This is a genomic window from Marinobacter sp. E2 (genome assembly GCF_055755345.1).
Map to the genome: position 1 here is coordinate 1,712,424 of NZ_CM146911.1, position 12,007 is coordinate 1,724,430.

The following is a 12,007-nucleotide window of genomic DNA, read 5'->3' on the forward strand; positions in this document are numbered from 1 at the left end:
AGAGATTTAAGGGTTTACATTGGCAAAGATTCAGGCAATTCGCGGGATGAACGATATCCTGCCGGAGCAGACGCCCGTATGGCAGTTTGTAGAGTCCACGGTGCGTCGGGTGCTGGCCCAGTACGGGTACCAGGAAATCCGTATGCCCATCGTGGAGCAGACCGATCTGTTCAAGCGGTCGATCGGCGAGGTGACCGACATTGTCGAGAAAGAAATGTACACCTTCGAGGACCGCAACGGCGATAGCCTGACCCTCCGTCCCGAGGGTACCGCTGGCTGTGTGCGCGCTGCCGAGGAGCACGGCCTGCTGTTCAACCAGACCCGGCGCTTGTGGTACACGGGGCCCATGTTCCGCCACGAGCGTCCGCAGAAGGGCCGTTATCGCCAGTTCCACCAGATTGGCGTGGAATGTTTTGGCATGGCCGGGCCCGATATAGACGCAGAGCTTCTGATCCTGACGGCCCGCCTGTGGCGCGAGCTCGGTCTTGCCGAACACACCCGCCTGGAAATCAATTCCATCGGTACCTCCGAGGCCAGGAAGGTCTATCGTTCGGCGCTGGTGGACTATCTGAGCCAGTTCAAATCCGAGCTGGACGCTGACAGTCAGCGCCGGCTGGAAAGCAATCCCCTGCGTATCCTTGACAGCAAGGATCCGGGTACCCGGAAAATCCTGGAACAGGCCCCGAGCCTGGATGATTACCTGGATGAGGAATCCCGGGAACATTTTGAGCGTCTGAAAGCGCTGCTCGACGCCGCGGGCGTTCGTTACGCGGTGAATCCGGCTCTGGTTCGGGGCCTTGATTACTACGGCAAGACCGTCTTTGAATGGATCACAGACAGTCTCGGTGCCCAGGGCACAGTGTGTGCCGGCGGTCGTTACGACGGCCTGGTTGAGCAGCTTGGTGGCAAACCTACCGTTGCCGTTGGCTTTGCTATGGGCCTCGAGCGACTGATCCTGCTGCTCGAGACCCTGGAACTGATTCCGGATGAGGTGAACAGCAACGCAGATGTTTACGTGACAGCCATGGGCGAGGGTGCTCTGGCGCCGGCTCTGGTGCTCTCGGAACAGCTGCGGGCTGAACTGCCCGGTCGCGTGATTGTCTGCCATTGTGGCGGTGGCAGTTTCAAGAGCCAGATGAAGAAAGCCGACCGCAGCGGCGCCCGCTACGCCGTCATTCTTGGCGAGAACGAAGTGGCCAGCCAGACCGTCGGGCTGAAGCCCCTGCGAGCGGATGAGCCCCAGAGCGAAGTGGCGCAGGCAGAACTCGCCGGCGTGCTGGCCGACGCGCTCGGCGGCTGAACCAGAACCAATTGACCGTTACAAAAGCAAAAATTCGACGACAGGAGTTTTCATGGCAGAGTTGCGCACCGAAGAGGAACAGATCCAGGCCATCAAGGACTGGTGGAAGAAAAACGGCAGCTCCCTGCTCATTGGTATTGGCGCCGCTCTGGCCATCGTATTTGGCTGGCAGGCGTGGCAGAACTACGAAGCTCAGCAGCGCACCGAGGCGGCGAACCAGTTTGCCAACCTGCTCAATGCGTTCAGCGACCAGAGCGACGAGCAGAGTGGCGAGACCGTGGCCTTTGTGGCCGAGACCCTGCGGAATGACTATACCGACAGCGCCTATGCCATCTACGGCAATCTCATTCTTGCCCGTCAGCAGATGATGCAGCAGGAAGACCCCGAGGCGGCCATCGAGTCGCTGAAATGGGCTCTGGACAAGACCGGTGAGCACCAGGCCCTGGCGCTGGTTGTTCGGAATCGCCTGGCGCGTGCCCAGTTCTCCGCCGGGCAATACGACGATGCCCTGGCGACCATTGACGCCGCCGGCAGTGCCGACGCTTTTGATGCCATCTTCTCCGAGCTCCGGGGAGACATCCTGCTTGCCCAGGGCGATCGCGACGGTGCCCGTGAAGCCTACCTGGCTGCCCGTGAGCAGAGCCAGCAGGGCCGTAGTGGAGTGCTGGAGCTGAAACTGGCAGACCTGGGTGTCGGGGAGGGGGCTTGATGCCTTCCTTGTGCAACAGGCTACGGGCACGCGTCACACTGCTGGCGCTGTTGCTGGCCGGAATGGCCGGGTGCAGTACGACCGATACCTTTGAGCAGCCAGCACCGCTGCCCGAGATTGAAGCCACGGCCGAGTTCAAGCGAGTCTGGAGCATGTCCGTGGGCGATGGCCACGATGGCGATTTCCTCTACCTGGCTCCGCTGAACGCCGGAGATCTCATCTACGCGGCATCGGCTGATGGCGAGCTGTACGCTGTGGAGTCCAAGGCAGGCAAAGTGGTCTGGGAACGCGAGATCAGTGACCGGATCTTTTCGGGGCTTGGTGGCGATAACGACCGGCTCTACCTGACAACAGAGGACGCTGAGCTGGTGGCGTTGTCCAGGGCTGATGGTACCGAACTCTGGCGCCAGTCTCTGCCAACGGAAGTGCTTTCGGCGCCCCAGTCCAACGGCAATCTGGTGGTGACGCACACCATTGATGGCAAGGTACTGGGCTTCAATGCTGCCAGTGGCGAGAAGCTCTGGCAGTACGACGGTACGGTGCCAGTGCTTTCCATTCGCGGAGCAGCCGCGCCGCTGGTGGGTGGCGACATTGTGATAGCCTCCTTTGCCAGCGGCCGGATGATCGCGCTCACCGCCGACGCGGGCCAGCCGGTGTGGCAGTACGAAGTGGGCCAGCCCCAGGGTCGTACCGAGCTTGAGCGACTGGTGGACATTACCGGTCAGCCACTGGTGCTTGATTCCGCCATTCTGGCGGTGGGCTACCAGGGCAAGCTGGCCCTGGTGGATATCCGGACAGGCCAGGAAATCTGGAGCCGAAAAGCGTCCAGCCTGTATTCACCGATGGTCGGGGGCGGGGATATCTACCTTGCCTCCGCCAACGGCGACCTGGTGGCCCTGCGTGGCTCCGATCGCCGGGAGATCTGGACTCAGGACCGGTTGTCGTGGAGGCAGCTCACTCAGCCCATGGTGTACAACGATTATCTGGTCGTGGGTGACTTTGAGGGATACCTGCACGTACTCAACCGGGAGGACGGCGCCCTGGTCGGGCAGCTCGAATTTGACGATGAGGGTATCCGCGTACCGGCACAGCGGCTGGCCAATGGTAATCTGCTCGTTTTTGGAAACAGCGGTGAAATGGCTGTTTTCAAGGTTCAGCCTCAGGATTGATTCCTTATTATGACGCCAGTAATCGCCCTTGTCGGACGTCCCAACGTTGGCAAATCCACGCTTTTCAACCAGATGACCCGTTCGCGGGACGCCCTGGTTGCTGATTTTCCCGGACTGACCCGTGATCGTAAGTACGGTGAGGGCTATTACGAGGGCCAGCGCTTTATCGTAATCGACACCGGCGGCCTGACCGGCGATGAGCAGGGCCTGGACCTGGAGATGGCCCGGCAGTCCATGCAGGCAGTCGAAGAAGCAGACATTGTGCTGTTCCTGGTTGACGGTCGCGCCGGCCTGACCGCCGGCGATGAGCTGATTGCCGATAATCTGCGCCGCTCTGGCAAAACCGCCCATCTGGTGGTTAACAAGACCGACGGCCAGGATCCCGATATTGCCGCCTCTGACTTTTACAGCCTGGGCTTTGACTCGACGTTCCTGATTGCCGCTTCCCACAACCGGGGCATCCGGTCCATGCTGGACCTGCTTCTGCCCTCGGACGAAGAACAGCAGGAGCAGGACCGGGCCGATCGGTACCCCGGCATTCGCATCGGCGTGGTCGGCCGGCCCAACGTGGGCAAGTCCACCCTGGTTAACCGGATGCTGGGTGAAGATCGCGTGGTGGTTTACGACATGCCCGGTACCACCCGCGACAGTGTCTACATTCCGTATGAACGCCTGGGGCATCAGTACACCCTGATTGATACCGCCGGCGTGCGCCGCCGCAAGAACGTTCGCGAAGTGGTGGAAAAGTTTTCCATCATCAAGACCCTGCAGGCGATCGATGACGCCCACGTGGTGATCCTGGTAATCGATGCGCGGGAAGGACTGGTGGACCAGGACCTGCACCTGATCGGTTTTGTGCTGGACGCCGGTCGTTCCCTGGTGATTGCCGTCAACAAGTGGGACGGCATGGACCCCGAGGACAGGTCCCGTGTGAAGGAGCAGGTGCAGCGGCGCCTTGACTTCCTGGACTACGCTGACAAGCACTACATCTCAGCGCTCCATGGCTCCGGGGTCGGAGTGATGTACGAATCCGTGCAAGCCTGTTATGAGTCGGCGATGGCGAAGTGGCCTACCAACCGGCTGACTGCCATCCTCCAGGATGCGGTTGCGCAGCACCAGCCACCGATGGTCCATGGGCGTCGGATCAAGCTCCGCTATGCCCATCAGGGCGGTTCCAACCCGCCAGTGATTGTGGTGCACGGCAACCAGGTGGATGCGTTGCCTGGCGCCTACAAGCGGTACCTGGAAAACACTTTCCGGAAGGTGCTGAATGTAACCGGGTCGCCCATCCGGTTCGAGTTCAAGGCCGGTGAAAACCCGTTCGCTGGCAAGGTTGACCGCCTCACACCGCGACAAAAGGTCAAAAAGGACAACGACCTCAAGCAGGGTCGCCGCCCCAAGAAACAGCGCCAGAAAAGCGTCAAGCGCTGACCCTCAGCCCCTGGTGGCGTTTTCGACCTGCTTCGCCTGCACGGCGGTCAAGGCAATCGTAAACACGATATCCTCCACCAGGGCCCCTCTCGAAAGATCGTTCACCGGCTTCCTGAGGCCCTGAAGCATGGGCCCGATACTCACCACGTTGGCGCTGCGCTGTACCGCCTTGTAGGTGGTGTTGCCGGTATTGAGGTCCGGGAACACGAACACGGTCGCCTTGCCGGCCACCTTGCTGTCTGGTGCCTTGCTCTTTCCGACGCTCTCGATGGCGGCCGCATCGTATTGCAAGGGGCCATCGAGCAGCAGGTCGGGGCGACGCTCCCGGGCTATCCGGGTGGCTTCCCGCACCTTGTCGACATCCTGTCCGCTGCCGGACTCGCCGGTGCTGTAACTGATCATCGCAACCCGAGGCTCAATTCCAAAGGCTTCAGCCGACTCGGCGCTCTGGATCGCTATGTCCGCGAGCTCTTCTGCAGTGGGGTCCGGGTTGATGGCGCAGTCTCCGTAAACCACCACCTGTTGCGGCAACAGCATAAAAAACACCGACGACACCACCTTGGCGTGGTCGTGGGTCTTGATCAACTGAAGGGCCGGCCGGACGGTATTGGCGGTGGTGTGGACAGCCCCGGAGACCAGGCCATCGGCTTCGTCCAGAGCCACCATCATGGTACCCAGAACCACATTGTCTTCCAGCATCGCCTCGGCCATATCGGAGGTCAGGCCCTTGTGCTTGCGCAGTTCTACCATGGGCGCGATATAACGTTCTCTTACTTCGGCCGGGTCAATGATCTCGATATCGTCCGGTAGCTCCAGGTCCTGGGAGCTGGCCACCCGGCGGATTTCATCGGGCTTGCCAATCAGGGCGCAGCGGGCCAGCTTGCGTTGGTGGCAGATAATGGCGGCCTGAACCGTACGCGGTTCGTTGCCCTCGGGCAGCACAATTCGCTTGCCAGCGGCCCGGGCACGCTCTGAAAGCTGGTAGCGAAAGGCCGGTGGAGAGAGCCGGCTCTGGCGTTCCACCCGGAGATGCTGCTGCAGCCAGTCGGTGTCTATCCGGGTTGCAACGGCTTCCATGGCTTTTTCGATCCGCGCCGGATCATCCACGGGAATGGCACTGGACAGGTTTGCCAGCATATGGGCGGATTCGTAGGTATTGGCGTCCGAACCCAGCACCGGCAGGCCGGTTTGCAGGGCGCTGTGGCACAGATCGATCACGCGCTGGTCTGGCAACAATCCGCCGGTCAGCATCAGGCCGGCCAGGGGAACCCCGTTCAGTGCGGCCAGGGCGGTGGTGACAATGATGTCTTCGCGGTCTCCCGGTGTGACCATCAGCGTGCCTGGTCGTAGCGTCTCGGTCATATTTCGGATGCTTCGGGCGCACACGGAGACCCGCTGCACCCGTCGTGAATTCATCTGACCCTCGCTGAGTACCGGAAGCTGGAGTTCTCGCACAATGTCAGAGATCCGGGGTGCCAGCAGTTCGGGCTGCCAGGGTATCTCCGCGATCAGTCGAAAGCGCTCTTCCCGGAACACCCGGCATTCGGTCCGGTACTGTACGGAGACCAGAGCCTGATCTTCCGATGACCGGGGTTCCAGCCCGGATTTCTCGGGCTCTCCCACCTTGTTCAGGATGATGCCGATCACGTCCGGATCGCTGGGATCGGCGAACAGGCGGGCGGAGAAATCGAGTTCTTCATCGAGCTGTTGGGCGGTTTGATGGCCGGGTGTGCTCACCAGGATCACCTCGGATCCGAGGTTGCGGGCAACCTCCACGTTCAAACGGGCAATGTAGGCCTCGGTACGGTCAGGCACCAGCCCCTCGATTATCACCACGTCGAAGTCCCGGGCCACTTTCTGGTATTCACCGACCACGGTCTCCATCAGCTCTTCAGATTTGCCTCGATTCAACTGCTGCTGGGCCCGCTTGAGGGGCAGCGGGTCGGGGGGATTCACTTGGCTGCTGGCGCGAACGAACGCTACTGAAGAATCCTGACCCTCGCTATGCACGGCCTCGGCCTGGTGTACGGTCTGGCGGAAGGGCTTGTAGAACCCGACGCTGACGCCGACCCGCTCCAGGGCCCGTAACAGACCCAGGCAGACGGACGTGAGGCCGGAATCCATGGAGGTAGGGGCAATGAAAAGGCTTTTGGCCATGGGGCGGTTCCTTAGCGTTAGCGGTCAGGCATTGGTGCGTTACATTGGTGCGTTATCGGAGAGCTGCAGGGCCTCGCGAGCAATCATCAGCTCTTCATTGGTCGGAATGACCAGCACCGGATAACGGGAGTCGGCGCTTTCTATCCGGCCATCGCTGTATTCTCCGTGATGGTCATTCAGGTCGGCGTTCAGCGCGTATCCGAAGATGTTCAGGTTGTCGATGGTCTGCTGCCGTATACGGGCACTGTTTTCGCCGATGCCGCCGGTGAACACCAGGCCATCAAGTTCCTTCAGCGAGGCCATCATGGCGCCGATGTAGCGGGCCAGCCGGAAGCAGAACACATCAATGGCATTCCTGGATGGCTCGTGGCCGTGGTCGGCCAGCTCGCGCAGGGTGCGCATGTCGTTGGTCTGTCCCGAGAGCCCCAACAGGCCACCTCGCTGATTCAGGCTTCGATGTACCTCATCGGCGGCCATGCCTTTGCTGGCCAGGAAGTCGAAGAGACCGGGATCGACATCGCCACTTCGCGTACCCATGACCAGGCCCTCGAGAGGGGTGAGGCCCATGCTGGTGTCGACACTGATTCCGTCCCGAATCGCGGTAACGCTGCAGCCGTTGCCGAGATGGGCGGAGATGATGGACGTTGTGGCCGGTGTTTTGCCCAGCAAGCGGGCGGCTTCAAGGGCGATGTAGGCGTGGCTGGTCCCGTGGAAGCCGTAGCGTCGTACGCCCCAGTCCTGGTACCAGGCCTCAGGAACCGCATACAGGTAGGCTCGTTTGGGAAGCGTTTGATGAAAGGCGGTATCAAAGACTGCGGTCTGCGGTACGTCTGGAAACTGCGACAGAGTGGCCCGGATTCCGGAGAGGTTGACCGGATTGTGCAAAGGGGCCAGCGCCGCACAATTCTCGATAGCGTCGATGACGCTGTCATTAATCAGTGCGGCCTCCCGGAAGGTTTCGCCACCATGAACCACCCGGTGGCCAATAGCGATGGGGGCAGAGTTCATCAGCCCTCGCTCACGAAAAACCTCCACCATTGATTCGAGGGCCTGGTTGTGACTGGCTCCCGGTGGCAGCGTGAGCGGGGTGTCCTCGTGTCCAAGGCGGGCGAAGGCATCGTCCTGGCCAAGGCGCTCGGCGAGGGCGGAGGCCCGTTTCTGCAAGCGGTTATCGAATAGAGCGAGCTTCAGCGATGAGCTGCCGCAGTTGACGACAAGTACGGTATCTTCCATGGCAAAACACGTCCGGCGATTGGGGAATGTGACGGTTTACACCCGGTGATTTGTGGAGAGCCAGGCTTCAAACTCCGGGGCCGGCAGTGGCCGGCTGTAGAAATAGCCCTGGGAAAAGTCGCAGCCTTCCTTCTTGAGGAAATGGGTTTGCGACTCCTCTTCCACGCCTTCGGCGATCACCCGTAAACCCAGGCTGTGGGCCATGTTAATGATGGCGCGTACCAGCGAGGCATCTTCTGGCTCCTTCATCACATCCTGAACAAAGGATTTGTCGATTTTCAACGTATCAAAGGGATAGCTCTTGAGATAGCTGAGTGCCGAGTAGCCCGTGCCGAAATCGTCCACCGATAGCCGAATCCCGGCCTTGTCGAGCTGGCGAAGAATCTCGGCGGTTTCAATGGAATTGTCCAGAATCAGACGCTCGGTGATTTCCAGTTCGAGCTGGTCCGGGGCAAGACCGCTGGCAGACAGTGCCCGCATCACGGCATCGGTGAATCCCGGGTCCCGAAACTGGCGGGGAGACACGTTCACCGAGATACCGATGTCCCGGCCCGTTGCGTGCTTCCAGGCAACCGCGGCCCGACAGGATTCCTCCAGCACCCATTCCCCGATGGGCGTGATCAACCCGGTTTCCTCGGCAAGAGGAATGAAGCGATCAGGCATGACCATGCCCATGGAGGGATTGTTCCAGCGCAGCAGAGCTTCGGCTGAGACCAGGGTACCGGAATCCGTGTCAACGATGGGCTGGAAGTAGAGCTCGAACTCCTTGAGCTCCAGGGCCCGGCGCATGCTCGATTCCATCTTCAGACGCTCGTGGGATACCTCGGTCATTTCCGGAGCGAAATGAGCGAATGAGCTCTTGCCCATGTGCTTGGCCTGGTACATGGCGGCATCGGCATGCTGGAGCAGGGTGCCGCTGTTGTCGGAATCCGTCGGGAAGATGGCAATACCGATGCTGGTCGTGACGAAAACTTCCTGGCCGTTCAGGATGTAGGGCGGTGTGAAGGTTTTCAGGATACGCTCCGCCACCTGGGAAGAGGCATCCGGGCCGGTCAGTCCCGGTAGAATCACGAGAAATTCATCGCCACCCAGTCGTGCAACTGTGCTGGTGCCCCGCAGGCAGCTTGAAATACGCCTTGCCGCTTCGATCAGCAGGTTGTCACCGGCATCGTGTCCCAGTGTGTCGTTGATGTGCTTGAAGTTGTCCAGGTCCAGGAACATCACGCCCACCAGCGAGTTTTCACGCCGTGCCTGGGCCAGAGCGAGCTTCAGCCGGTCCAGTGCCAGCATCCGGTTGGGCAGGCCCGTCAGGATGTCGTAGTTGGCCTGGCGCAGCAGCTGCTGTTCGTAGCGCTTGCGGATGCTGATGTCCTCACCAAGGATGAGATAGCCGGTGGTGGAGCCGCTCTCATCCTTGATGGGGGTGACGATGAGCTGCTCCCAGAACCGCTCTCCGTTGCGTCGTACGCTGTTCACTTCCCCCTGCCAGACGCCCACTCGCTGGACCTGCAACCGGATGGACTGCCAGAGGTGGCGGTTCTCGCGATTTTCGATGTCGTTGTCGCCCAGCGCACCCGGGTGTTTGCCAATGATGGAGCTGGCCTCGTATCCGGTCAGCTGGGTGAATTTCTGGTTTGCAAACTCGACCCGCCACTGCCGATCGCAGATCAGCACCGACGAGGGGCTTTGCTCAATGGCCTTGGAGAATTTCCGGATTTCTGCGGCGTCTTTCTGTTGGCGCTCCATGTCCGCATTGAGGCGTTCCCGCATCTGGTTGATGGCCTCCGTCACCCGCCCAAGCTCGTCATTGCGGTTACCGGGGGTGTTTGGCCGATCCAGCACCAGCGGCCGGGAACCGGACTCGAGCGAGAAATCCCGGGCGTAATTGGCCATGGTGGTGAGATGTCGGGCAACAAAATGCTGAAAAATCCAGATGATCAGGATGGAGACAAAGAACGTTTTGAGGAATTGCGTGAGCAAAATCACGCCAACCTTGCGTTTGAGGTCGTCGTATACCCGCTCGAGATCGGCGGTTACCGTGAGCTCTCCCAGTTTGAACATTTCATCGCCCTGGTGCACCAGGCTGAAACTGTGGGACGTGGTCGCCGCATCTCTCGGGATATCACCCATCACAAGCTCGGAATCCGGCTCGATACGAAGCCGCAGGTGTACCACGTCCGGGAGGCTCAGAATGCCTTCCATCTGCGTTTGCAGCAGTTTCTGGTCGAGAGCCCAGAGGCTTCGGGCCAGGCTCGATGAATAACCGGCTTCTACCACTTCCATGCGGTTATTGATCTGGGAGAGGTCTTTACGGTAATCGGAATAAATCTGAAGTGCGGAGGCAATAAGGGTGAACGCCGAGCTGAACAGGAGGATCCAGGCCAGAAGCCGGAAGGACAGGGGAGACCCTGTGCGAAAACGTTGCAGACGCGTCGACAGTTTTTGCATGTCGTTAAATTCAGCCACCTGGACGGGTTCGGGGATCGGACGGATTCCGTTTTCCCGACTATAGCAGCAGTTTCTTTCAAATGCCTTGCAAATGCAGGAAAAATCGAGAGAAATGTGGCGCTGTTCAGTATTTGTGCGTATCGGGAGCGGGGGCCCGTGTTTGACCTGGATCAATACCCCGGGGAGGGGCCCGGCGTAACCTGAGTTTAGTCAAGTTCACTCAGGAAAGGAGACGCGCCATGTATATGGATGCTGTGGTTATTTCAGGTATTGTGACAGTGCTTCTGATCGTCGGATTTTTCGTAGGGGTCGGCATCTTCGTGATGAAGGATCAGAAGGAGCATGGGCCTCAGAGATCACCCAGAAAAGACGGGCAGGGCAAAAAGCCAGCTTAGTATTCGGGAATTTCGTTTCAGGAAGGATGGGTGGGAAAAATTGGCGTCCCCTAGGGGGTTCGAACCCCTGTTGCCGCCGTGAAAGGGCGGAGTCCTAGGCCACTAGACGAAGGGGACGCAACGTTTTCAACACCTTGCCTCGTCGAGGTGGCGCGTATATTAAGAAAGCCCCCCGACGGTGTCAACGATTTTTGTGAAAAAAGCTGCGCCCTGTTATCGACCCTTGCCCGGGGCGGTGGCATTCTCCAGCGCCTGCGAGAGGTCTGGATATCTGAATGGATAACCGCCATCCGTCAGTCGTGCCGGCAGGGCTTTCTGACCGGTCAGCAGCAGCCTTGCCATTTCGCCAAGGGCGAGCTTGAGCACGGGCGCAGGCACCGGAAAGATGGTTGGGCGATCGAGCACCTTTCCGAGTGTTCGCGTGAATTCCGCATTCGTCACCGGGTTGGGGCTGACCACGTTATAGGCGCCGGCGGCTTCAGGGTTTTCGAGCATCCATACCAGAGCCCCCACCACGTCTTCCCGATGAACCCAGGGCATATACTGTTGGCCGTTGCCAAGACGTCCGCCCAGGCCCAGCCGAAACGGCGGTAGCATCCGCTCGAGGAATCCGCCGCCGGGGCCGGCGACCACACCGGTCCGTGAAAAACATACCCGTACGCCATCCTGCTCCAGTGGCCCGGCCGCTGCCTCCCAGTCCCGGCACAGTCGGTGGGTAAATTCATCGTGGGGCGGTGTGTCCTCGGTAACCGTTTCCGCGCCCTGATCACCGTAGAAGCCAACGGCGGAACCGGACACCAGCACGTCCGGCTGCTTTTCCCAGCTTCGTATCACCTCAACGAGGGTCTCGGTGACGCCTATGCGGCTGTCCCTGAGGGCCTGTTTGCGCGAGCTGGACCATCGCTTGTCGGCAATGCCCTCGCCGGCAAGGTTAATGACGGCGTCGAATCCGGAGTGGCCCCGAAGTTGCTCCAGGTTGCGCACCGCCTCGACTCGCCCGCAACAGGCCTTGACCGACTCCGGAGGCTGTCGGCTGAAAATCGTCAGTTCGTATTTCCGTTCGAGTAGCTGCCGGCACAGGGCCTGGCCTATGAAGCCAGTGCCGCCTGTGACAAGTATCCGTTTTGCCATGGTGGGTACCCCCCTCTGCCTGTTCAGCGAGCGA

The 12,007-nt window shown here is 60.2% G+C and carries 9 protein-coding genes and 1 tRNA gene; 5 read left to right on the top strand and 5 right to left on the bottom strand.

The window, feature by feature from the left end:
- Window positions 1–19 precede the first annotated feature (19 nt).
- The 4 genes from hisS to der are packed head-to-tail and all read left to right on the top strand — an operon-like array spanning window position 20 to window position 4,609.
- Window positions 20–1,300, top strand: coding sequence for a histidine--tRNA ligase (gene hisS / locus AC0J1C_RS07840; RefSeq protein WP_473046330.1), 1,281 nt, complete (start codon window positions 20–22; stop codon window positions 1,298–1,300).
- Window positions 1,301–1,352: 52 nt separating this feature from the next.
- Window positions 1,353–2,009: a YfgM family protein gene (locus tag AC0J1C_RS07845; protein WP_473046331.1), complete on the top strand. Its 657-nt coding sequence runs from the start codon at window positions 1,353–1,355 to the stop codon at window positions 2,007–2,009.
- Window positions 2,009–3,178: an outer membrane protein assembly factor BamB gene (bamB, locus tag AC0J1C_RS07850; RefSeq protein WP_473046333.1), complete on the top strand. Its 1,170-nt coding sequence runs from the start codon at window positions 2,009–2,011 to the stop codon at window positions 3,176–3,178. Before AC0J1C_RS07845 ends, bamB begins: the two co-directional genes overlap by 1 nt.
- A 9-nt stretch (window positions 3,179–3,187) precedes the next feature.
- Window positions 3,188–4,609, top strand: coding sequence for a ribosome biogenesis GTPase Der (gene der, locus AC0J1C_RS07855; protein ID WP_375191359.1), 1,422 nt, complete (start codon window positions 3,188–3,190; stop codon window positions 4,607–4,609).
- A 3-nt stretch (window positions 4,610–4,612) separates the two neighbouring features.
- Here der and pta read toward each other — a convergent pair whose 3' ends face one another.
- Genes pta through AC0J1C_RS07870 form a run of 3 tightly spaced genes read right to left on the bottom strand, consistent with a single transcriptional unit; the run spans window position 4,613 to window position 10,447 of the window.
- A complete protein-coding gene (pta, locus tag AC0J1C_RS07860) occupies window positions 4,613–6,766 on the bottom strand; it encodes a phosphate acetyltransferase (RefSeq protein WP_473046334.1) in 2,154 nt (717 codons plus the stop codon).
- 39 nt (window positions 6,767–6,805) lie between these two features.
- Window positions 6,806–7,999 carry an acetate/propionate family kinase gene (locus AC0J1C_RS07865; RefSeq protein WP_473046335.1) on the bottom strand — a complete coding sequence of 398 codons (1,194 nt, stop codon included), beginning with the start codon at window positions 7,997–7,999 and terminating at the stop codon, window positions 6,806–6,808.
- Between the two features lie 36 nt (window positions 8,000–8,035).
- Window positions 8,036–10,447 (bottom strand): bifunctional diguanylate cyclase/phosphodiesterase, encoded by a 2,412-nt coding sequence (locus AC0J1C_RS07870; RefSeq protein WP_375191356.1) that lies wholly within the window; start codon window positions 10,445–10,447, stop codon window positions 8,036–8,038.
- Between the two features lie 239 nt (window positions 10,448–10,686).
- On the opposite strand from AC0J1C_RS07870, the gene ccoM reads away from it, so the two are divergent.
- Window positions 10,687–10,842 (top strand): cytochrome c oxidase subunit CcoM, encoded by a 156-nt coding sequence (gene ccoM / locus AC0J1C_RS07875; protein ID WP_375191355.1) that lies wholly within the window; start codon window positions 10,687–10,689, stop codon window positions 10,840–10,842.
- Between the two features lie 41 nt (window positions 10,843–10,883).
- Here ccoM and AC0J1C_RS07880 read toward each other — a convergent pair.
- Both AC0J1C_RS07880 and AC0J1C_RS07885 read right to left on the bottom strand, forming a co-directional pair.
- A tRNA-Glu gene (locus AC0J1C_RS07880) sits at window positions 10,884–10,959 on the bottom strand.
- 96 nt (window positions 10,960–11,055) lie between these two features.
- On the bottom strand, window positions 11,056–11,973 hold the full coding sequence (locus AC0J1C_RS07885) for a TIGR01777 family oxidoreductase (RefSeq protein WP_473046336.1): 918 nt from the start codon (window positions 11,971–11,973) through the stop codon (window positions 11,056–11,058).
- Between the last annotated feature and the right edge of the window lie 34 nt (window positions 11,974–12,007).

What these genes read in the sequence shown, in the direction of transcription:
- AC0J1C_RS07845 (WP_473046331.1), top strand. Translation starts at nt 1,353, where the DNA reads ATGGCAGAGTTGCGCACCGAAGAGGAACAGATCCAGGCCATCAAGGAC.
- bamB (WP_473046333.1), top strand. Translation starts at nt 2,009, where the DNA reads ATGCCTTCCTTGTGCAACAGGCTACGGGCACGCGTCACACTGCTGGCG.
- der (WP_375191359.1), top strand. Translation starts at nt 3,188, where the DNA reads ATGACGCCAGTAATCGCCCTTGTCGGACGTCCCAACGTTGGCAAATCC.
- pta (WP_473046334.1), bottom strand. Translation starts at nt 6,766, where the DNA reads ATGGCCAAAAGCCTTTTCATTGCCCCTACCTCCATGGATTCCGGCCTC.
- AC0J1C_RS07865 (WP_473046335.1), bottom strand. Translation starts at nt 7,999, where the DNA reads ATGGAAGATACCGTACTTGTCGTCAACTGCGGCAGCTCATCGCTGAAG.
- AC0J1C_RS07870 (WP_375191356.1), bottom strand. Translation starts at nt 10,447, where the DNA reads ATGCAAAAACTGTCGACGCGTCTGCAACGTTTTCGCACAGGGTCTCCC.
- ccoM (WP_375191355.1), top strand. Translation starts at nt 10,687, where the DNA reads ATGTATATGGATGCTGTGGTTATTTCAGGTATTGTGACAGTGCTTCTG.
- AC0J1C_RS07885 (WP_473046336.1), bottom strand. Translation starts at nt 11,973, where the DNA reads ATGGCAAAACGGATACTTGTCACAGGCGGCACTGGCTTCATAGGCCAG.